The organism is Streptomyces sp. NPDC002076 (genome assembly GCF_053593835.1).
This window is the reverse complement of record NZ_JBSFDI010000005.1, coordinates 293,104-313,718: the sequence shown is the minus strand read 5'-3', so window position 1 is coordinate 313,718 and position 20,615 is coordinate 293,104. Positions and strand designations below refer to the sequence as shown.

The window sequence follows — 20,615 nt, the reverse complement described above, 5'->3', positions numbered from 1 at the left end:
TGCTCGTACCTCCCACAGGAGAACGCCTGTCCCACACACCCAGTGAAGGGGTTCTTCTTGACCGCCCTACGCGTCACCGCCGTCACCGCAGCGGCCTGCGCCACCGTGCTCGCCGTAGCGCTGCCCTCCTCCGCGATCAACTCCTACAACGCCACACCCGCACCCGAACGCACCGAGGTCGGGGCGCTCGTGGCCACCTGGGACGACGACAACGACCCGGCGACCCCGGACCGCGTCGACTGGGTGTGTTCCGGCACGATGATCGACGCGAACACCTTCCTGACCGCGGCACACTGCACCAGCGACTGGCCGGCCGGCGTCCGGTTCTATGTGTCGCTCGACCAGGACGTCCAGTCGGGACTCGACGCCGCCGCGAAGAAGTACCCGGGCGACCCGGCGGCGCAGGCGAACGCCGTGGCCGTAGCGGGCGTCGCGCACACCAATCTCGACTATCCGGGCCCCGCCTCCGATCCGCACGACATGGCGGTGATCGAACTGCCCGCCGCCAAGGTCGCCTCCCGCTGGTCCTTCACCCCGGCGACCCTGCCGACCGAGAACCAACTGGGCGCGCTCGCCCCCCAGGGGCTGAACTCCACGGACTGGTTCGTGGCCGGGTACGGCACCCAGGAGGCCGCCAACGGTCCGGGCGGCCAGACCCATCCCGGCGGAGGCGTCCGCATGAAGGCACCCGTGACCTTCGACGCCCTCAACGCGGCCTGGGTCCGGCTCGCCATGACGGCTCCCCAGGGCAACGGCGGCGCCTGCTACGGCGACTCAGGCGGGCCCAACTTCGCGGTCATCGGCGGAAAGAACATCCTCGCCGCCACGACCATCACCGGTGACACCCCCTGCTACGCCACCAACGTCACCTACCGCCTCGACACGCCCGAAGCCAGGGCCTTCCTCGCACCATTCGTGAAACTGCCCTGAGGGTGAACGGCACGCGTCCGGAGGGCCGTTGACGGCAAAGGGGCGGGCGTGGAAAACAGGGGGCGACGGCGCCGGCGGTACGGCCGGGGGGAACCCGCGGCCGACGGCACGCTCCGGCGCCCGCCCCGGTCATCTCCGCCTCCCGGAACCCACTGGCCCGACCATCACGGCCGCGCCCCCGGACCTCGCCCTGGCCCACCGCCAGGCGTCGTCGGCGGTCTGGTCCAGAAGCTCGCGCAGCGGCCGTTCGTCGCCCTCCCGCAGCGCGGCGACCAAACTCGCCGGCACCGCCCGGCGGTCCTGTTCGCCGTCCAGGACCTTGCCCATCTGCAGCGCGGCGAGACCGGCCTCGTCGGCGGCGGGCATCCAGACGAACGACCCGCCTTCACGCCTGCGGGTGACGGCGTCCTTGGCCGGCAGACGCGCGAGGACCGTCATGACCGTCGGGTGGGCGAGGCCGGCCGCCAGATGCCGCTGCACCCGGCCCGTGGTCAGCGGCGTCCCGGCCTCGTGCAGCGCCCGCGAGCACCCGTGGCGTGTCCAGGGACGGCAACATGCCGAGAGGTGGGCCCGAGAGGCAGGATCAGTCCCGTGAGTTGCCGAACAGGATGCGGTAACCGATGAGCAGCACCAGGGAGCCGGCGATCGCCGCGCCCCAGGTGTAGAGGTCGAAGAAGTGCTTCTCCACCGGCCGGTCGAGGAAGCGGGCGGAGAGCCAGCCGCCGATGAAGGATCCCGCGACGCCGATGAGGGTGGTGCCGATCAGGCCGCCCGGGTCGCGGCCGGGCAGCAGGATCTTCGCGATGGCTCCGGCGAACAGGCCCAGGATGATCCAGCCGATGATGCCCATGGAGTTGTTCCTCCCGTCGGGTCGGGATCCGCGCCGAGTGCGCCGGAGACCGACACTTGGTTTGCCTGCTTGCGCAAGCCTAGGGGCCGGTCGAGGGGGCCGGACAAGGGGCGTTGGCCTTCGGCGAGGCTCTGGTGATGACCCGTCGAGGTTCTGCTACATGATGAAGACATTGCGCAATCGTGGAACTCGGAGTGGTCCCGGGGCGTCGATCATGATGGATGCCGGAAGTACGAGCGGCTTCGGAGGGTGTGGATGAGTGTGTCCCTGACCAAGGGCGGCAATGTGTCGCTGAGCAAGCAGGCCCCCGGTCTGACTGCTGTGACGGTCGGGCTGGGCTGGCAGGCGAACACCGGGTACGAACCGGATGCGGGCGCGCTGCTGTGCGCACCGTCGGGCAAGGTGCCGTCCGACGAGCACTTCGTCTTCTTCAACAACCTGAGCAGTCCCGACGGCTCGGTCCGCCATCTGGGCGGCGGCAGCCCGGTCGACGGCGACGACCAGCGGATCCAGGTCGATCTGACCAGGGTCCCGGACGAGGTCGAGAAGATCGTCTTCACGGTGTCGCTGTACGAGGGCGCGAGCCGCGGCCAGGCCTTCGGGCAGGTGCACCGCGCGCACATCCGCGTCCTCGACCGGGAAACCGGCACCGAACTGGCCCGCTACGACCTCGCGTCAGGCGGTCTGTCGACCGAGACCGCACTCGTCTTCGGCGAGCTGTACCGGCACGGCGCGGAGTGGAAGTTCCGCGCGGTCGGGCAGGGTTATGCCTCGGGACTCGCCGGCATCGCCACCGACTACGGCGTCTCCGTGCTCAAGGAGACGTCCCCGAGCCCGGTCTCGGACCCGGTCGCCGCACCGCAGACGCACACCGGCACGCATGTGCCGGCCGCCCCATCGAAGCCGCCGGTCGCCGCTCCGCCGGCCCCGGCATTCCCCACATCACCGCACACCACTGGGAGTTCCAGCGTGACCTGCTTCTTCGACCCCAACCACGGCCCTGGCACGACGACCGTGACCTGGTCGCCGCAGTGGGGCGTCCCCCGGCCCGTCCAGGTCTGCGGCGCCTGTGCGCAGCGCGTGCAGACCACCGTGCCGCCGTTCTACACCCCGCCGCAGCAGGGCTATCCGCAGCCCGTGCCGCAGGGCTATCCGCAACAGGGTTACCCCCAGCAGGGTTACCCCCAGCAGGGTTACCCCCAGCAGGGGTACGGCGAGCCGTACGGGGACCACGACCATCATCAGGGCGGCGGCCGGCGCTTCGGTGCGGGTGCGCTCATCGGTGCCGGTGCGGCAGGGCTCATCGGCGGCGCGCTGCTCAACGAGGCGTTCGACGACGACGAGCCTGAGGTCGTGGTGAACAACTTCTACGAGGACTGACCTCCGGAACCGGACCCCTACACTGGGTGCGCGCATGTGCGTCGGCTGTGACGAGGGCGGGGACGGGAGAGGGCTGTGACGGAGAGCGCCGCTGGCTTCGGGGACCCGTCCGTCGAGGTGCTGGCCGAAGCCGCCGCGGCGTTCGGCCTGCTCGCCTCCTCCGCCCGGCTGCATCTGATGTGGGCCCTGTCACAGGGGGAGAGCGATGTCACGCATCTCGCCGACCGGGTGGGCGGAGCGCTTCCGGCGGTCAGCCAGCACCTGGCGAAGCTCAAGCTCGCCGGGCTCGTCCGCGCCCGCCGTGAGGGCCGGCGGCAGGTCTACTACATCGACGATCCCGACGTCGTGACCTTGGTCCGGGTGATGGTGGGTCAGCTGACCGCGCGCTCCGCGCACACCGCCACCCTGGCCCACAGCCTGCGCAGGATCGGCGGCTGAGAGCACCACGCGAACCCGCCGGCCCCAGGACCGGCCCCTTCTCTGTGGCGCTCTCTCGTGCAAGGTCTATATGTCGCTCTTATGTAAGGCGCGTAGACTCCGGCTCCCGTACCGAGCTCGGTCCGCACGGCGATTCATGAGATGCCTCACCTGTGAATCATGTGTGTATCTGTGCAGTTCGGGCCGCAGGTTTGTTAGATTGCGCAACCATGCAAGCAGGGGCGGAGCGGCGCGCTTCGCCCGCCCGTACATCGCCGCCCGGGGCGGGCCGTACACCCCACGGCCTGGTCCGACGGGCCCGACCGTTCATGGGAGTGGGAGATGAGCGACCCGTGGGACGGGCCCACCGGGCAGGCCACGCGCAGCCATGGCGCGCGGGTGCCCGGACAGCGAGCGGCCGAGCCCGACGGGTCGCCTCCGCCGGGCGGCCGGGCCGCGGCGCGGGCGGCTGCCCGTGGGCGCGGCGGCGGGCGGGGGCGCCGGGCCCGGCCGGTGGGCCGCGGCAGGAAGGCGCTGAAGATCCTCGGCATAGGCATGTCGGCGGTCATCGTGGTCACCGCAGGTGCGGGCTGGTGGTTCTACGAGCATCTGAACGGCAACATCCACAGCGTCGCGCTCGACGGCAAGGGCGGTAGCGAGAAGGCCGACGCCTTCGGCCGCACCCCGATCAACATCCTGGTGATGGGCTCGGACGGCCGCACCAGCGCGGCCGACTGCAAACTCGGCGGCGGCTGCTCGAAGACCGGGGTGCAGAGCGGCAGCAATGCGGACGTGGAGATGGTGCTGCACATCTCAGCGGACCGGTCCAACGCGACGGTGATGAGCATCCCGCGCGACACCATGACCCAGGTCCCGGCCTGCAAGGACAGTGAGACGGGCCAGTCCACGTCCGGTTACTACGGCCAGATCAACAGCGCCCTGCAGTACGGCCCCGCCTGTCAGGTGGCCACGGTCCACCAGCTCACCGGCATCCCGATCGACCACTTCGTCAAGCTCGACTTCTCCGGCGTCGTGAAGATGTCCGACGCGATCGGGGGCGTCTCCGTCTGCGTCAGCGACGACGTGTACGACACCTACTCCCATCTGAAGCTGTCCCAGGGCAACCACACCCTCAAGGGCGAGGCGGCGCTGGAGTTCGTCCGCTCCCGGCACGGTTTCGGCGACGGCAGCGATCTCGGCCGTACGATCTCGCAGCACATCTTCCTCAGCGCGATGATCCGCAAGTTCAAGAGCGCGGGCACGCTCACCGACCCCACCGCGGTCTACGGCCTCGCGGACGCCGCCACCAAGGCGCTGACCGTGGACGACGGCCTGGGCAGCGTGAAGAAGCTGATCTCGCTCGCGTCGGACGTGAACAAGGTGCCGACCAAGCGGATGACGTTCACGACGATGCAGACGGCCCCCGACCCGAACAACAAGGACCGGGTGGTCGTGGGCGCCGGTGCCAAGACGCTGTTCTCCACCATCGCCAACGACCAGTCGCTGAGCACCGGCTCCGGCCAGAAGTCCGCGGCGGCCTCGGCGACCGCGAAGGCCACCGCCTCGGCCGTGCCCGCCGCGCAGATAGCCGTCACGGTCGAGAACGGCACCACGGTCACCGGGCGCGCCTCGGCCGTCGCGACGGCCCTGACCGACCAGGGCTTCAGCTCCGGCACGACCACGGCCAACGCACCGAGCCCCGCGACGACCAGCACGCTGACCTACGGCACCGGTCAGAAGGCGGAGGCCGAGACGGTCGCCAAGGCGCTCGGCCTGTCCTCCTCGCACCTGAAGCAGGGCACCGGCAGCGGCCTGACCCTGGTCATCGGCAGCGACTGGCCCAGCGGCACCACCTTCCCGGGCGGCAAGTCCGCACCGGCGCCGGCCGACACCAAGGCCGCCGTCGGAGGTGCCCACGCCTCCACCGCCGACCAGGCCAAGACCTGTGCCAAGGTCAGCCCCTACAAGACGGTCAACCTCAACGGCGTCCCCATGACACCGGCCCAGGCCTACGCCGCGGCACGCGGCAAGCCCGACTCCGACGCCTGACCGACGGCGACCGAGCCGGTGACCCGGTTGTACTGTTGCGCAAGACCGCACGCCGGAGAGGGGTGGGCACGATGTTCCGCAACGGACTGGAACCCTGGCACCTGCTGATCGTGGCGATCGTCGTGATCGTGCTGTTCGGCTCGAAGAAGCTGCCCGAGGCCGCGCGCGGGCTGGGCAAGTCCATGCGCATCCTCAAGAGCGAGGCCAAGGCCATGAAGCAGGACGACGCCGCCGGGCCGTCCAGCGCTCCCACGGTCGAGAGCGGGCCGGCCGACTGAGCCGCGTCCACCGTGCGGGTCAGGGGCTGGCGATGTCGAAGCCGTATCGCAGGGGCTCGCTGGTGACGGTGTAGTCGCGTCGGTACAGATACACCGCCTCGGCACGTACGCCGCCGGGGGGTGCGGCCTCGACCTGGCAGGGGTACGTCACCTGGATCACGCGCGGCCGGTCGGAGACCTTCATCCGCAGCCCGTCCGCCGGCCCGCCGTCGAGCACGGCGGTCTCCCAACCCGTCACCTCGGTAGTCTCCACACCGGAAAGTTTAAGGGTTGCGCAAGTCTCGCTCCCGTGAGCCGGGTCACTGACGGCCGCCGGTGGATCTCATGGCCCGACTACGCAGGTCGTTGCGAGGCGGCCGCTTCGGGGCGCAGGTCGGACAGGGTGAGTGGGTGGGCCGGAGCGTCGGACACGGCGACATGAGACGTCACCCGGAGATCGGGGCCGATGTGGAGCAACTCGCCAGGTGCCATGAGCTGCCAGTGCGGGCTCTCGTCCATGGGCTCGCTGGCCACGACGACCGCCGGACGATCACCCAGATGCGCGGAGCGCACCCGCAGATGACCGTGCCGGCCGGAGTGGTCGAGATGCCGCGAGCCGTGGTGACCGCCTGCCGGGCGCCGCAGGACGTACAGCTCGTGGGTCGCGGGATAGCGCAGGGCCCAGAGCTCCTGCGCGGTGACAAGAATGATGTTGAGCGCGTACAGGGGCAGGTTCCCGGCGACCCAGCGGGCCGCGGACGCGAGGCCGGCGGACACGTCCCCGCCGTGCGCCGCCGTCTCCCGCGTGACCAGGGCGAAGAAGCGCTCGGAGTCGGTGTCCCCGTGCACCAGTGAGCGGTCCTCGCCGAGATGGCGGTCGAGCTCGTCCAGACCCTCGATCACACCGTTGTGCGCGAACAGCCGCCCGTCCTGCTCGAAGGGGTGTGTGTTGCGCAGTTCCAGCCCGCCGGTCGAGGCATAGCGGATGTGCGCGAGGAAGGTGGCCGACTCGACCTCCCGGGCCTCCCGGGCGAAGGCGCGGTCCTCGTACGCGGCGATCGCCGCCTTGTGCACCTCCGGCGTGCCGTCCGCCTCGAAGTACCCGAGCCCGGTGCCGTCGGGCTCACGGCGGCTCTGCACGCTGAGACTGTCGGGGGCGTCCAGCAGCCAGAACGTGGCATGTGTGCGCAGCGGGGAACTGATGAGCCCGAACAGTCGGCACACGAATTCCTCCTCGTCACCCGTCTTCCGCCGAGCCCCGTCGTCCGGCGCCCCGCCCGGACGACCATGGTCCCGCGCGCCGTAGGTTCGCGCACTCGCGCAACGGAGGAATCCGGCCCCGCGCTCAGCGCCTTCGTCCCGCCGACGGCTTCCTCAAGCGGTCGGTCGCAGTGCCGAGTCGAGCGCCGCGTCGATCGTCGGATGAGCGAAGGCGAAACCCGCCTTGTGCAGGGCGGCCGGTACGACGCGTGCGCTGCATGTGATGCTCGCGGCGAACTCGCCGAGCGCCGCGCGCAGGACGAAGGCCGGGACGGTGGCGAGCGCCGGACGGTGCAGGGCGCCGCTCAGTGCCCGGGTCACCTGGCGGTTCGTGAGCGGTTCGGGGGCCGTGAAGTTGACGGGGCCGGAGAGCTCCTCGGTGTCGAGGGCGAAGCGGAGCGCCGCGATGTGGTCGATCCGGGAGATGAACGGCCAGTACTGGTCGCCGGACCCGAGCCGGCCGCCCAGGCCGAAGCGGAAGAGCGGGAAGAGCCGGCCGAACGCGCCGCCCTCGGCGGAGACGACCAACCCGGTGCGCGGGTGCACCACGCGGATGCCGGCCTGCCGGGCCGGGTCGGCGGCCGCCTCCCAGTCGACGCAGACGGAGGCCAGGAAGTCGTTCCCGGCCGACTCGCTCTCCTCGACGGTCCGTTCGCCGGTGTCGCCGTAGTAGCCGGTCGCGGACGCGGACACCAGGACGCGCGGCGGGTCGGGGGACGCGGCGCAGGCTCGCGCGACGGTGTCGGTGCCGCGCACCCGGCTGTCGCGGATCTCCCGCTTGTAGGCGGCCGTCCACCGCTTGTCGCCCACGCCCGCACCGGCGAGGTGTACGACGGCGTCGGCACCGTCCAGCGCGCCGGGCTCGACCCGGCCCGCGACCGGATCCCAGTGCGCGCACTTGCTGCCGTCGGCAGGTGCGGCGGTGGACCGGTCGCGGACCAGGCGGACCACCTGGTGGCCGTCGGCGAGGAGGGAGCGGGTGAGGGCGGAGCCGATGAGTCCGGTGGATCCGGTGATCACAACGCGCATATGGCGTCCTCCCGAGAAGGCTCCTGCTTCAAATTTGAATCATGGCGCACGATACACCAGTTGCTTGTAGTTTCAAGTAAACCGGCGAAGCCGGCCCGCTCGGGACCGTGTCGACCTGGCGCGGCCCACCAGATCCACGGCGGCCGGCTGCCACTCGGGATACGCGAAGTCGAACCCGGCCGCCGCCAGCCGGCCCGGGACCACCCGGCGGCTCTTGAGCAGCAACTCCGTGTCCGAGCGCAGCGCGAAGGCCCCCAGCTCGGCCATCCACCGGGTCGCCGGCAGCCCCACGGGGACGCCCCGGGCCGTACGCAGCGTCCGCATGAACTCCTGCTGCGGGAGCGGGCCGGGGGAGGCCAGGTTGACCGGTCCCTCCATGTCGTCCCGGTCGATCAGGAACTTCACCGCCCGGACGAAGTCCTTGTCGTGGATCCAGGAGACGTACTGCGCACCGCCGGCGACCGGCCCGCCCAGCCCCAGCCGGGCCAGTCCGAGCAGCACGTCGAAGACCCCGCCCCGGTCCGGGCTCATCACCATCGCCGAGCGCAGTGCCACCTTCCGCGTCGCCGGCGTCGGTGCCTCGGCCTGGGCGCGTTCCCAGTTCCTGGCGATGTCGACGCTGTAGGACCAGTAGTCCGGAACTCCGGTCTCCGAGCCGCCGATCACACCGGTCGCCTCGTCGTTCGGCGCGTCGAAGCGATGGGCGTAGATCGTCGCCGTACTCATCTGCAGCCACACCCGCGGCGGTTGCGCGGCGGCGGCGATCGCCTGCCCGACCACGCGCGCCGAGTTCACCCGCGAATCCATCATGGCCCGCAGGTTCTCGGCGGTGTAGCGGCAGGAGACGCTGCGTCCGGCCAGGTTGATGACGACGTCACTGCCGTCGACCACCTCGGCCCAGCGGCCGAGTGTGGTCCCGTCCCAGCCGACCTGCCGCTCATCCGTCGGACGCCGGGTCACCACGGTGACCTCATGACCGGCTGCCGTCAGCGCACGATCGAGAATCGTGCCGATCTGTCCGGTTCCCCCAGGCAGAACTACCTTCATCGAGCCCCCTCGGTTCGGTACTCCCAGCGTAGCCGTAGATTTGAACGCGTTCAAAAGAATGGCGGACGGGGTCGACAACTGCCCAAGAGCACCTTTCTGTTGACATGTGCTGCGGTAAGGTACGAGCTGTTTGGTTTAATTTTCAGCTTGAGGAGGGTCCATGGCTCAGCAGGAGCGAGCTGTCCGGACCCGACGTGCTGTTCTGGAAGCCGCCGCCGCGGTGTTCGCCGAGCGCGGCTACGCGGCGGCCACCATCGCCGAGATCCTCACCAGGGCCGGCGTGACCAAGGGCGCCCTGTACTTCCACTTCGACTCCAAGGCCGCACTCGCCCAGGGTGTGCTGCAGGAGCAGATGAGCACGGAGTACCACGTCCCCCGGGAACTGAAGTTGCAGGAGTGGGTGGACGCGGGCATGACCCTGGCGGAGCGGCTGCCCCGGGAGCCGATGCTGCTCGCGGGCGTCCGGCTGTCGGCCGACCTGCAGGGCCGCGATGTCTTCGGCAGCGCATGGCCGGCCTGGGCCGAGCTGACCGGCTCGCTCCTGACGGAGGCCAAGGAGCGCGGTGAGGTACTCCCGCACGTGGTGCCCGACGAGACCGCCCAGGTCTTCCTCGGTGCGTGGATCGGGGTGCAGTTCGTGTCGCAGGCCGTCGCGCACTGGGCCGACCTCGACCACCGTATGTCGGCCCTCTTCGACCATCTGCTCCCCGCCATCGCCGCCCCGGCCGTCCTCGTCCGCCTCGACACCGCGCCGGACCGGGGGGCCAGGGTGATCGCGGAGGTCCGGCAGCGGCCGGCGGCGACTCTGGCGGGCGTCAACAGCTGAGTGGGGCCATGCGTTGCGCCCCGCAGCGCCAGTCACGGCGGCGCATATCAAACCGCTGGGTCGGTTTCCTGTCATGCCGGCAGGTTGAGCGGATGACGTCCATGCCCATGATCCTGTTGCTGCCCGGGAGCCTGCGGAGGATCCCACGAACGGGGCCGTGCGTAATTCGTTGGACAACTCCTTTGCAGAAGGTCAGCGTTGGTTCAATGGAGCAGGAGAAGATCTGGGACGCAGCCGTCGCCCGGCGCTACGACACGCCCGGCACCGGGATGTTCGCTCCCGAGGTTCTGGCACCCACGGTGGAACGCCTCGCCGAACTCGCGGACGGCGGAGCGGCGCTGGAGTTCGCGATCGGGACCGGCCGGGTCGCCGTCCCGCTGGCCGAGCGAGGGGTTCCCGTCACCGGCATCGAGCTGTCCGGGCCGATGGTGGAGCAACTGCGGACCAAGGTCGACGAAGCCACGATCCCCGTGGTCATGGGTGACATGGCGACGACCCTCGCCCCGGGGACGTACAGCCTCGTCTACCTCGTCTACAACACGATCTCCAATCTGCTCACGCAGGCCGAGCAGGTTGAGTGCTTCCGCAACGCCGCCCGCCATCTCGCGCCCGGTGGCCGGTTCGTGATCGAGCTGTGGGTGCCGGAGCTGCGCACGCTTCCCCCGGGCAAGGAGGCCACCGTGTGGCGCGCCGACGCCGGCTATGTCGGGCTGGACACCTACGACGTCCTCAACCAGCGTGTCGTGTCGCACCACTTCCGCTTCGACGAGACCGAGGAGGCCCGGCTGTACCGCAGCCCGCACCGCTACATCTGGCCGTCCGAGCTCGACCTCATGGCCCAACTGGCTGGCTTTGAACAGGAGTCCAGGCATGCCGACTGGTCCGGCAGCGAGTTCACCGCCGACTCGCGTTCCCATGTCTCGGTGTACCGGCTGCCGCTGACGCGCTAGGCCCTGTCGTCAAACTCCCTCCCCCAGCCTTCGGCCGGGCGGTGCCCCCAGCCCCACGACGCCATGCACGCTCCCCCAAAGGGGGCACCCCCACTCGCCGCACCGGGCCCGGGCCCAAGTACATCCAGTACGAGGGCCAGAGCCCGGCGCTCCCCCAGCCTTCGGCCGGGGGGATCCCCAGAGCACGCACCTACTGCATACATCAGCCGCTCCGCGGCGGGCGCGAGGCCCGCCCTCCGGGCGGACGGCGGGAGTTTGACGACAGGACCTAGTCGGCCCCAGCGCCGCACCCCACCGGTCGGCCCCGGCGTCAGGAAGGCAGCAGCCGCAGCGCGTACAACGCGGCGCCCAGGTCGGCGAGGGCCATCGGGTCGGTGAGCGGACGCCCGGTCAGCTCCTCGATGCGGCGCAGTCGGTAGCGCACGGTGTTGGGGTGGACGAAGAGCCGTTCCGCGGCCCCGGCGGCCACCCCGCCCGAGGCGAACCAGTGACCGAGGGTCTGCAGCAGCCGTGCCCGCTCCGCCTCCGGCAGTTCGAGGAGCGGGCCCAGGGAGACCTCGACCAGCCGGCTCGCCTCCGCCGGGGCGGCGGCAACCAGCATCGCCAGCGGGCTGTCGTCGAACCGGGTGACCCCCGGACCCTCGCCGGGCAGTCCGGCCAGGGCCAGCCGGGCGAACCGCAGCGCCTGCGGCGTGTCCCGCAGCGAGTCGAACCGTGGGCTGACGCCGACCCGGGCGCGCCGGCGGCGCAGCGCGCGCAGGCTCACCGTCTCCGCGTCCCGATGTCCGAGCGAGAGCAGCCCGATCTGCTGGTCCGGCAGCAGCCGCCACACCGAGGGCACGCCCGAGCGGCGCAGGGCCGCCTCGATCCCGGGCAGCGGTTCCTGGCCGGGATCCGGCACCGACGCGGCCACCACCGCGTACGGCCCGCGCTCCGGCAGAGCGAGCTGCCGGGCCGCCTCCCACGGCGTCGTACGATCCGCGAGGGCGCCCGTGAACAACGCCTCGGCCAGGGCCGACCGGCGGGCCTCCCGCTGCAGCGCCAGCTCGGCGCTGGCCTCACGGTACGCGGCAGCCACGGCCTCCGCATACCGGCCGAACAGCGCCCAGATCTCCGAGGAGCCGGCAACCAACTCCGCGTCCGTGACCTCCGGATGCCTGCGTGCCTCGTCGACCATCTCCGACCACAGCAGCTCGAAACCGACCCGGTAGGCGTGCAGTGTGTCCGCCAGCGGCACGCCCTGCTCGGCACGCAGCCGTCCGGTCTGCTGAGCGGCTCCGACATCGGGTTCCGCGCCGTAGGCGAAGCGTCGGAGGAGCAGATCGGCGTTGCCCTCGCAGGACTCTTTGAGCGACGCGAAGGGGATCAGCGAGTCGTCCGCGTACGACTCGACCTCCGCACGAATGCGCTCGACCATCCGCTCGCCCAGCTCCGGAAGGCGCCCGCGCAGCGCCGCCCCCACATTCGACAGACCCATACCCGCAGCGTACGACGCTCTTTTTGGTCCCGGGAACAACTCCGGCACGGGCGAACTGTGGGCGTCACCATGGACGCCCCTGACCGTGCACGCGACCATGCCGGGAGCGCTCGCGATGGGACCCGTGAGCGCGGCGGGAGCATGCGTGCGAGGAGGCATCATGGCCAATCTGGCGGAATTCCTGGTGGACACGGCGCGACGGCTGCCCGAGCGCCCGGCGCTGCGGCTCGGCACGGCGACCACCAGCTACGCCGAGCTCGACCGGCTCAGCGCCCAGGCCGCCGCACTGCTGCGCAGCGAGGGCCTGCGCACCGGCGACCGGGTCGCGCTGATGCTCCCGAACGTGCCCGAGTTCGTCGTCCTGTACTACGCCGTCCTGCGCGCCGGCGGCATCGTGGTGCCGATGAACCCGCTGCTGAAGGAGCGCGAGACCGAGTACCACCTGCGGGACTCCGGCGCCGTGCTGCTCTTCGAGTGGCACCAGGCGCCGGGCGAGGGCGCCGCGGGCGCGGCCGCCGCCGGTGTGCGGCACCTGACGGTCGAACCGGCCGCCTTCGCCGCCGAACTGGCAAGCCTGGAGCCCGAGTACGAGGTGACGGCCGCCGCCGGCGACGACATCGCCGTGCTGCTCTACACCTCGGGCACCACGGGCCGTCCCAAGGGCGCCGCGCTCACCCACGCCGGGCTGCGCCACAACACCGAGGTCAACGTCACCGAGGTGCAGCGGCTGACCTCCGACGACGTGATCGTCGGCTGCCTGCCGCTGTTCCACATCTTCGGGCAGACCTGCACCATGAACGTCGCCGTCCGCAGCGGCGCGTCCCTCACCCTCGTCCCCCGCTTCGAGCCGCAGACCGTGCTCGACGCCATCGCCCGCGACCGGGCGACCGTCTTCGAGGGCGTCCCGACCATGTACGCGGCGCTGCTCCAGCACCCGGGCGCCGACGCGGCCGACGTGTCCAGCCTGCGCATGTGCGTCTCGGGCGGCGCCTCCCTGCCGGTGGAGATCCTGCACGGGTTCGAGCGACGCTACGGCTGCATGGTGCTGGAGGGCTTCGGCATGTCCGAGACCAGCCCGGTCGTCTCCTTCAACCACCCCGACCGCCCGCGCAAGCCCGGATCGATCGGCACCCCCGTCCGCGACGTCGAGGTCCGGCTGCTCGACGACTCCGGCCGGGACGTCGCACCGGGGGAGGTCGGTGAACTGGCCGTGCGCGGACCCAACGTGATGAAGGAGTACTGGCACCGCCCCGAGGAGACGGCCGCCGCCATCCCCGACGGCTGGCTGCGCACCGGCGACCTGGCCCGCCAGGACGAGGACGGCTATCTGTACATCGTCGACCGGAAGAAGGACCTGATCATCCGCGGCGGCTACAACGTCTACCCCCGCGAGATCGAGGAGGTGCTGCACGAGCATCCCGCCGTCGCCCTCGCCGCGGTCCTCGGGGTGCCCGACGAGCGGCTCGGCGAGGAGGTGGTCGCCGCGGTCGTCCTGCGCCCGGGAGCCCAGGCGGACACCGAGGAGTTGCAGCGGTTCGTCCGGGACCGGGTCGCCGCCTACAAGTACCCGCGCCGGGTCTGGCTGACGGACGCGCTGCCGATGGGCCCGAGCGGCAAGATCCTCAAGCGGGAGATCACCGCGCCGACGCCCTGAGCTCAGCCGCCAGCGGTATGAACGGACTGTTCACAATAAGCAGTTGACGTCATGTCGTGTTGAACGCAACCCTTGTCGCATGTCATCGACCGCTGATCACACCGACCCCTTCAACCCTCCGCGGCCGGAGCAGGCGCGGGCCCAGCGGGTCCACGCCTGCCTCTTCCGCATCGCCGAGCGGCACGCGGCGACGGACGGGCAACGGCGTCGGCAGACCCACCCGTCGGTCCTCGCGCCGCACGAGGCCGTACGGCTCGTGACGTTCCTGCTGAGCGGGGCGGCACTGCTCGACGAGGGCGAGCCGGAGGTGGACCGTGCCGACATCACGGCCGCGTTGAGCCTCGTACCGCTGGTGCGAGCGGAGCTGGACGAACTGGAGGCCTCGCTCCTGCAGATGGCCCGCGGCCGGGGCATGACCTGGCCCGAGATCGCCTTCGGCCTCGGACTCGGCACCCCGCAGGCCGCCAGACAGCGATACGAACGACTGGCCGACCGCACCACCGCCGCCGACGAGGACGCCTGACACGTGGACCGGCCGTCGGCCGCCGCGCCTGAAGGACGTCAAGTCGCCCTGCGCGTAAGGCATCCCTCGCGGAACCGCTGGTTGAGCCGGTTGCGGTCGCAGAACGCCACGTACCGGCCGCCCAGCGACCAGGTGGGCGCGCCGGGCGGCCCGTCGGTTGCCAACGGCCGGGTCAGCACCTGCACGGCACCTGTGGCCAGGGTGCGCAGCAGCAGGGACGTCCTCGCAGGCCAGAAGGGAGCCGTCCGGAGACAGCGCGGGATACAGCCGGCCGCCCCCGGTCACCGGCTCGTCGGCGCCGCTGCCGAGGTGGTGACGGCGTACGGCCACCAGCCCGTCCCGGTCCGTGCAGCAGCGACCACAGATGGAAGCCGCCGCCGCGATAGCCGCACACGGCCAGCGTCCTCCCGTCGGGGAACAGCGCGGGGCGCGTCGCCTCCAGCTCCCAGCCCGTCACCTGTACGGCCGTCCCCCCGTCCCGGGGCACCCGCCACAGCACCCCCTGCACCTCGGCGATCAGGTCACCGCCGGCCCGGCTGCCGGTGATCGAACCCCCGGTCATCCGGGTGCAGTTGAGGAACCGCCCCCCCGTCGCCGGCCCGCGCACCGGGCCCGCCCGGCAGCCCGACCGCCGTCGCCGCCCGTGTGGAGACCGCCGCTGTGACCAGCCCTGCCGCCGCCGTCGCGAGAAACCCGCGCCGACCCACGCCGCCGAAGTCCATCCCCGGTCCTTCCTGCCTGCCGTCCGTCGTTCAGCCAAGTGGCAGCGGTACATCCCGCACGAGTGCGCCATTTCGGCCACACCGGCCGCGGCCCACGCCCAGGGCAACGCCCCGACCGGACGGCGGTCACGCGGGGTCACCCTGCCGCGCCGATGGCTCCGGAACCTCACCAGCCCGTCAGCAGCAGGTGGTTGAGGAGCAGGGCCAGGGTCGCCTGGGCGACGAGCCAGGGTCGGGGACGGGGGAGGAGGGCGCAGGCGGGGAGGAGCCAGAGGGCGAAGGGCAGCCAGATGCGTTCCGTCTCCGCCTTGCTCATGCCGGACAGGTCGGCGACCAGCAGGGCGAGCAGCGCGGCGGTCACGAGGAGTGCCAGGTGCAGGTCCGCGGGGCGACGGGCGCCGGTCCCGGGGAGGAGTGTCGTGGTCGTCCGGCGCAGCCCCGCCGCCGTGGCCGGGCCGGTGATGAGGACGGTGCAGGCGAGGTTGGCCCAGACCCAGTAGCCGTAGGGGCGGGTGCCGCCGATGCCCTGGTAGTAGCGCGTGACGAGGAGGTGGTAGGCGTGCCACCAGTCGAAACCGGCGAGCGTGAACACCACCGGGAACACGGCCAGTCCGGCGAGCAGGGACAACAGCAGGGCCGGGCGTTCCCGGAGTTCCCGGCGCGCGAGCGCGACGACCGCAGCGCCGATCAGAGCGAACAGTGTGAGGCCGTAGGAGAGGTAGCAGGTCAGGCCGAACAGAAGGCCCGAGGCCGCCGCGTACCCGTGGGACCGGCGGGTCAGGGCCAGCGCGAGCAGCCCCAGCGACCAGGCGGCGACGGCCGCGAAGTAGCCGTCGGCGGAGGTGCCCTGCCACACCGCGGCCGGGGCCAGCACCAGGAACGGCGCGGCCCGCCGCGCGAGCGTCTCGTCGGCCAGCGCGCGGAGCGCGATCAGCACGGCCACGCAGCCCGTCGCACCCACGGTGATGCACCACATCCCGGCCCAGCCGCCGCCCCGCAGCCCGATCCGGTCCAGCAGCACGAAGGTGAGCGTGGCGGCCGGCGGATGACCGGCGATATGGGCGGGCCAGGGGTCCGGAGTCCCGCTGACGATGTGGTGGGTGAAGTCGCGCAGGGTGGCCGGGATGTCATGGAAGCGGTCGATGACCCGGAGGTATTCGTTGCGGGTGGTCAGCCGGACCGCGATGCCCTGCTGCCAGCCGTCGACCAGGGCGAGGGACACGATCCAGACCAGGGCGGCCGCCCAGGCCGCCGCGAGCAGTCCGCGCCAGGGCAGCCGGGCCGCGACGGCGGGGCCGTACGCCACGGTGGCCGCCGCCACCGCCAGGGCGGCCGGGGTGCCGGGGCCGAGATGCGGGTCCCAGTCCGCGAACAGCGGCGGCCAGTGCACGAACAGGGTGTGGCGGGTGTCCTGAATGTGCCGGCCGACGACGACGGCCGCCGTCACGAGGAGAGCGGCGGCACCGGCGGCGTACAGGTCACGGCGGAGAGATCGGGTCACACCGGAACGCTAGGCCGGGGGAGCGGCGACCGGCCGCCGTTCGGACCGGACGTCAGCGTTTCGTCACCGGTCAGGGACCCATTTCCGGGGGTCCCCCGGCCTACGGTCGGGACATGCGCGACCATTCCCGGCTTCCCACGTCCCCAGGCTTCTGGCGCAGCCCGCTGCGCGGCCCCTGGTTCACCTCGGTGCTCGGCCTCATCCTGCTCGTCGGCATCACCGTGCTGTTCGTGACCGGCCTGGTGTCGTACGCCGCCTACAACCCAGGCCTGTCGCGGGTCAACGACATGACTCCGGACAAGGGCATCCTGGGCTTCTACCTCTTCGCCTGGCCCACCGACCCGGTATGGCTGTACCGACTCACCCAGGGCGTCCACGTCACCCTCGGCATCACCCTGATCCCCGTCCTGCTGGCCAAGCTGTGGTCGGTGGTGCCGAGGCTCTTCACCCTGCCGCCGGCCCGCTCCCTCGCACACGCGCTGGAACGGATCTCCCTGCTGCTGCTCGTCGGGGGAGGGCTGTTCGAGTTCACCACCGGAGTCCTCAACGTCCAGCTGGACTATGTCTTCCCGGGCTCCTTCTACCCGCTGCACTTCTACGGAGCATGGGTGTTCTTCGCCGCGTTCCTCGCACACGCCGCGCTGAAGACGCCCACGGCGGTACGGGCCGTTCGGCAGCGTCGGCAGGAGCGGAACGACCTGGTCTCACCGCGACCCGACGCGCCCACCGTCTCCCGGCGCGGCGCGCTGGGGCTGGTCGGCGGGGGCTCCCTGCTGCTGTTCCTGACCACGGTCGGGCAGAGCCTGGGTGGGCCCTTCCGCCGTACCGCCCTGCTCGCCCCGCACGGCACCGCCGATCCCGGCGGCGGCCCGAACGGCTTTCAGATCAACAAGACCGCCGCCTACGCCGGCATCACCGCGGCCGACACCCACGAGGACGCCTGGCGGCTCGTCGTCACCGGCCGCACCGGCACGGTCCGGCTCAGCCGCGCCCAGCTGCTCCAACTGCCGCAGCACAGCGCCTCGTTGCCCATCGCCTGCGTGGAGGGCTGGTCGACCGCGGACCAGTGGTGGCGCGGGGTGCGGCTGCGCGACCTCACCGCGCTCGTCGGGTACGACGGTGATCCGCCGGACGTGCTGGTGGAGTCCCTGCAGCGACATGGAGCGTTCCGGCGTGCGGCCCTGCGCGCCAACCAGGTGGCCGACGGACGCTCGCTGCTCGCGCTCTTCGTCAACGGTGAGGAACTGTCCCCCGACCACGGTCACCCGGCACGGATCATCGTCCCGGGGGCACCCGGCGTGCTCAACACCAAGTGGGTGGCCCGACTGACCTTCGGAGACCTGTGATGCCGCGCCGCGTACACCTGGGTAGTCCCTTCCAACTGCTGCTGCTCGCCTGCTCGTTCGCCCTCGCCGCGTACGCCGGGGTGCGGCTGCTCGCCGGCGACTGGTTCGAGGTGGCGCTGTGGATCGTGGGCGCCGCCCTGCTGCACGACCTCGTCCTGCTGCCGCTGTACACGGTGGCCGACCGGGCGGTCACCGGCGGCCTGGGGGCGGCCGGACGGCGCGGCTGGACGCTTTACGTGCGCGTCCCGGCCCTGCTGTCCGGGCTGCTCCTGCTCGTCTGGTTCCCGCTGATCAGCGGCATGACGGCCGGGCGCTACCGGTCGGCCACCGGACTCTCCCCGGACGGTTTCCTCACCCGCTGGCTGCTGATCACCGCCGTACTCTTCGGCGGCTCGGCGCTGCTGCTGGGATGGCGCGTGCGCAGGGCGGCGAAGCACCGGCCGCCCGCCGACCACTGAGCGACGGACCGCCACCCGGCCCTGCGCGCGTACCGCAGCAGGGCCGGGGTGCCGAGGCGCGCCCAGGGAAACGGCGCACCGGTGGCCCGGGCGGCGCCGACCGTGTCGACCACCTGGACCCGGGCGCGTTCGTCGACGTGTCCCGGCACGGTCTCGGCGATCAGCAGCCCGCCCGGGCGCAGCAGCGCGGCCACCCGCTCCAGCAGGACGGAAGGCTCCCCGCCGATGCCGATGTTGCCGTCCATGAGCAGCACGGTGTCCCAGCGCCCCTCTCCGGGCAACGGCTCGAACACAGAGCGCCGCAGCGCCTGCCCGCCGAACTCGATGGTGTGGTCGACGGCGGCCTCGCTGACGTCGATGCCGAGCACGGTACGGCCCCGGGCGGCGAGCTCCGCCACCAGCCGGCCGGGGCCGCAGCCCACGTCCAGGACGGCGCCCTCGCAGCGGTCCAGGACCTCCCTGTCGACCTGATCGGCTCGGCCGCACCAGCGCTCCACCTCCAGCGGCAGCAGCCAGCCGTCGGTGCGGCGCAGGAACAGGGGGCCGCGGCCGGTGCGCAGGGCGGCGGAGTAGGGATCCGCAGTCGCCCAGGCGACATTGCCGCCCATCACCGGGTGACCGGCGTACAGTGGGCCAGCTGGGCGGCGAACCGGCCGTGCCGGGCGAGCGCGGCGACGGCGTGCGCGTCGGCGGCGGTGTCGACGTCCCGCAGCCGCGGCAGCTCACGCACCCGCAGTCCGGCAGCCAGCAGCCGCTCCCGCTGCGCGGCCCCGGTCACCGGCGTCGACATGGGCACGCCCCGCAGCAGCGCGGGGTCGGGCTCGGCCAGGCCCAGCGCCCAGAAGCCGCCGTCCTCGGCCGGGCCGAGGTAGGCGTCGCAGCCCGCGAAGTCCACGGTGAGCAGCTCCGGCGTCACCTGCGGGGTGTCCATGCCGATGAGCAGCGCCGGTCCCGAGCAGTGCGCGAAGGCGTCCGCCAGCCGCTCGTCCAGCCCGCCCGCGCACTGCGGCAGCACCTCGAAGCCGGCCGGCAGCCACGGTCCCGGCGCCCCGTCGAGGACCAGGACCCTGCGGGTCGCGGGCGCCGCAGCCACGGCGTGCAGGGTGTCCACGAGCGCCGCCTCCGCCAGCCGGGCCGCCTGCTGCGGGGTGAACGGCGGGGTGAGCCGGGTCTTGACCCGCCCCGGCAGCGGTTCCTTGGCGATGACGAGCAGCGTGGTCACCGTACGAGCCCCCCGTCGGCCGGGGTCTCGGCCAGCACGCGGCTCATGTCCCGCACCGCCTGCCAGGTGCCGCGCCACGTGCCCGTCACCTTGGAGGCGCCGGTGCGCGGCCGGTAGGGCACGTCGTGTTCGGCGATGCGCCAGCCGGCGTCGGCCGCGCGGACGACCATCTGCAGCGGATAGCCGCTGCGCCGGTCGGTGAGGCCGAGCGCGAGCAGCGGCTCACGGCGGGCGGCGCGCAGCGGGCCCAGGTCGTGCAGGCGCAGCCCGGTACGGCGGCGCAGCATGCGGGCCAGTGCGAGATTGCCCGCGCGGGCGTGCGCCGGCCAGGCGCCCCGGCCCTCAGGACGCCGCCGGCCGAGGACCAGGTCGGCCGCGCCGTCCCGGATCTCCCGCACGAAGGGAACGAGCAGCGCGGGGTCGAGGGAGGCGTCGCAGTCGCAGAAGCACACGATCTCGGCCGTGGCCGCGGTCAGTCCGGCGTGGCAGGCGGCGCCGAAACCGCGCCGCGGCTCGTGCACCACCGTCGCGCCGAGCGCACGGGCGATGTCGGGGGAGCCGTCGGTGGAACCGTTGTCGACGACGAGGGCGCGCCAGCCGGCCGGAATCCGGTCGAGCACCCAGGGCAGGGCCTCGGCCTCGTCCAGGCAGGGCAGCACCACGTCGACGTCCGCTGAAGTGGTCGTCACGGTCTCACCCTACGAACGCCAATCGGGC

21 protein-coding genes and 1 pseudogene are annotated in these 20,615 nt (G+C 72.0%); 10 read left to right on the top strand and 12 right to left on the bottom strand.

The window, feature by feature from the left end; translation table 11 throughout:
- Positions 1–57: 57 nt before the first annotated feature.
- A complete protein-coding gene (locus ACWCQS_RS13500; protein WP_451004575.1) occupies positions 58–930 on the top strand; it encodes a trypsin-like serine protease in 873 nt (290 codons plus the stop codon).
- Between the two features lie 129 nt (positions 931–1,059).
- Here ACWCQS_RS13500 and ACWCQS_RS13495 read toward each other — a convergent pair whose 3' ends face one another.
- Both ACWCQS_RS13495 and ACWCQS_RS13490 read right to left on the bottom strand, forming a co-directional pair.
- Entirely contained in the window at positions 1,060–1,446 is a 387-nt protein-coding gene (locus ACWCQS_RS13495; RefSeq protein ID WP_451004730.1) for a BlaI/MecI/CopY family transcriptional regulator, read from the bottom strand.
- Between the two features lie 67 nt (positions 1,447–1,513).
- Entirely contained in the window at positions 1,514–1,780 is a 267-nt protein-coding gene (locus ACWCQS_RS13490) for a GlsB/YeaQ/YmgE family stress response membrane protein (protein WP_388629641.1), read from the bottom strand.
- 255 nt (positions 1,781–2,035) lie between these two features.
- Between ACWCQS_RS13490 and ACWCQS_RS13485 the strand changes: the two genes are divergently transcribed.
- The 4 genes from ACWCQS_RS13485 (at position 2,036) to tatA (ending at position 5,904) form a co-directional block, all read left to right on the top strand.
- Positions 2,036–3,160: a TerD family protein gene (locus ACWCQS_RS13485; protein WP_451004574.1), complete on the top strand. Its 1,125-nt coding sequence runs from the start codon at positions 2,036–2,038 to the stop codon at positions 3,158–3,160.
- 75 nt (positions 3,161–3,235) lie between these two features.
- Positions 3,236–3,598 (top strand): ArsR/SmtB family transcription factor, encoded by a 363-nt coding sequence (locus ACWCQS_RS13480; RefSeq protein ID WP_451004573.1) that lies wholly within the window; start codon positions 3,236–3,238, stop codon positions 3,596–3,598.
- Between the two features lie 321 nt (positions 3,599–3,919).
- Entirely contained in the window at positions 3,920–5,626 is a 1,707-nt protein-coding gene (locus tag ACWCQS_RS13475) for an LCP family protein (RefSeq protein WP_451004572.1), read from the top strand.
- A 71-nt stretch (positions 5,627–5,697) separates the two neighbouring features.
- The gene (gene tatA, locus ACWCQS_RS13470; protein WP_451004571.1) at positions 5,698–5,904 is read left to right on the top strand and encodes a Sec-independent protein translocase subunit TatA; all 207 of its coding nucleotides are present in this window, start codon (positions 5,698–5,700) and stop codon (positions 5,902–5,904) included.
- Positions 5,905–5,923: 19 nt separating this feature from the next.
- Here tatA and ACWCQS_RS13465 read toward each other — a convergent pair whose 3' ends face one another.
- The 4 genes from ACWCQS_RS13465 to ACWCQS_RS13450 all read right to left on the bottom strand — a co-directional run bounded on the left by ACWCQS_RS13465 (position 5,924) and on the right by ACWCQS_RS13450 (position 9,219).
- Positions 5,924–6,157, bottom strand: coding sequence for a hypothetical protein (locus tag ACWCQS_RS13465; RefSeq protein WP_451004570.1), 234 nt, complete (start codon positions 6,155–6,157; stop codon positions 5,924–5,926).
- A gap of 80 nt (positions 6,158–6,237) precedes the next feature.
- Positions 6,238–7,107, bottom strand: a complete 870-nt coding sequence (locus tag ACWCQS_RS13460) for a class II glutamine amidotransferase (RefSeq protein WP_451004569.1) — start codon at positions 7,105–7,107, stop codon at positions 6,238–6,240.
- 150 nt (positions 7,108–7,257) lie between these two features.
- Entirely contained in the window at positions 7,258–8,172 is a 915-nt protein-coding gene (locus ACWCQS_RS13455; protein WP_451004568.1) for a TIGR01777 family oxidoreductase, read from the bottom strand.
- 72 nt (positions 8,173–8,244) lie between these two features.
- Positions 8,245–9,219, bottom strand: a complete 975-nt coding sequence (locus ACWCQS_RS13450) for a TIGR01777 family oxidoreductase (RefSeq protein ID WP_451004567.1) — start codon at positions 9,217–9,219, stop codon at positions 8,245–8,247.
- Positions 9,220–9,379: 160 nt separating this feature from the next.
- Here ACWCQS_RS13450 and ACWCQS_RS13445 point away from each other — a divergent pair, with 160 nt between their 5' ends.
- Both ACWCQS_RS13445 and ACWCQS_RS13440 read left to right on the top strand, forming a co-directional pair.
- Positions 9,380–10,045 carry a ScbR family autoregulator-binding transcription factor gene (locus tag ACWCQS_RS13445; protein ID WP_451004566.1) on the top strand — a complete coding sequence of 222 codons (666 nt, stop codon included), beginning with the start codon at positions 9,380–9,382 and terminating at the stop codon, positions 10,043–10,045.
- 206 nt (positions 10,046–10,251) lie between these two features.
- Entirely contained in the window at positions 10,252–10,995 is a 744-nt protein-coding gene (locus ACWCQS_RS13440; protein ID WP_451004565.1) for a class I SAM-dependent methyltransferase, read from the top strand.
- A gap of 310 nt (positions 10,996–11,305) precedes the next feature.
- Here ACWCQS_RS13440 and ACWCQS_RS13435 read toward each other — a convergent pair whose 3' ends face one another.
- Positions 11,306–12,472 carry a PucR family transcriptional regulator gene (locus ACWCQS_RS13435; RefSeq protein WP_451004564.1) on the bottom strand — a complete coding sequence of 389 codons (1,167 nt, stop codon included), beginning with the start codon at positions 12,470–12,472 and terminating at the stop codon, positions 11,306–11,308.
- 160 nt (positions 12,473–12,632) lie between these two features.
- On the opposite strand from ACWCQS_RS13435, the gene ACWCQS_RS13430 reads away from it, so the two are divergent.
- On the top strand, positions 12,633–14,126 hold the full coding sequence (locus ACWCQS_RS13430; protein ID WP_451004563.1) for a long-chain-fatty-acid--CoA ligase: 1,494 nt from the start codon (positions 12,633–12,635) through the stop codon (positions 14,124–14,126).
- A 79-nt stretch (positions 14,127–14,205) separates the two neighbouring features.
- Positions 14,206–14,649: a DNA-binding protein gene (locus ACWCQS_RS13425; RefSeq protein WP_451004562.1), complete on the top strand. Its 444-nt coding sequence runs from the start codon at positions 14,206–14,208 to the stop codon at positions 14,647–14,649.
- A gap of 62 nt (positions 14,650–14,711) precedes the next feature.
- Here the strand turns inward: ACWCQS_RS13425 and ACWCQS_RS13420 are convergent.
- Positions 14,712–14,994: pseudogene (locus tag ACWCQS_RS13420) on the bottom strand (TolB family protein); the annotation flags it as partial.
- A 543-nt stretch (positions 14,995–15,537) separates the two neighbouring features.
- Positions 15,538–16,872: a hypothetical protein gene (locus ACWCQS_RS13415; protein ID WP_451004561.1), complete on the bottom strand. Its 1,335-nt coding sequence runs from the start codon at positions 16,870–16,872 to the stop codon at positions 15,538–15,540.
- A gap of 113 nt (positions 16,873–16,985) precedes the next feature.
- Between ACWCQS_RS13415 and ACWCQS_RS13410 the strand changes: the two genes are divergently transcribed.
- Complete coding sequence (locus ACWCQS_RS13410) at positions 16,986–18,218, top strand: molybdopterin-dependent oxidoreductase (RefSeq protein WP_451004560.1); 1,233 nt, start codon at positions 16,986–16,988, stop codon at positions 18,216–18,218.
- A 313-nt stretch (positions 18,219–18,531) separates the two neighbouring features.
- Here the strand turns inward: ACWCQS_RS13410 and ACWCQS_RS13405 are convergent, their stop codons facing one another.
- The 3 genes from ACWCQS_RS13405 to ACWCQS_RS13395 are packed head-to-tail and all read right to left on the bottom strand — an operon-like array spanning position 18,532 to position 20,587.
- Positions 18,532–19,284 carry a class I SAM-dependent methyltransferase gene (locus ACWCQS_RS13405; protein WP_451004559.1) on the bottom strand — a complete coding sequence of 251 codons (753 nt, stop codon included), beginning with the start codon at positions 19,282–19,284 and terminating at the stop codon, positions 18,532–18,534.
- On the bottom strand, positions 19,284–19,898 hold the full coding sequence (locus ACWCQS_RS13400) for a TIGR04282 family arsenosugar biosynthesis glycosyltransferase (RefSeq protein WP_451004558.1): 615 nt from the start codon (positions 19,896–19,898) through the stop codon (positions 19,284–19,286). Before ACWCQS_RS13400 ends, ACWCQS_RS13405 begins: the two co-directional genes overlap by 1 nt.
- Entirely contained in the window at positions 19,895–20,587 is a 693-nt protein-coding gene (locus ACWCQS_RS13395) for a glycosyltransferase family 2 protein (RefSeq protein ID WP_451004557.1), read from the bottom strand. The genes ACWCQS_RS13400 and ACWCQS_RS13395 overlap by 4 nt, the downstream gene beginning before the upstream one ends.
- Between the last annotated feature and the right edge of the window lie 28 nt (positions 20,588–20,615).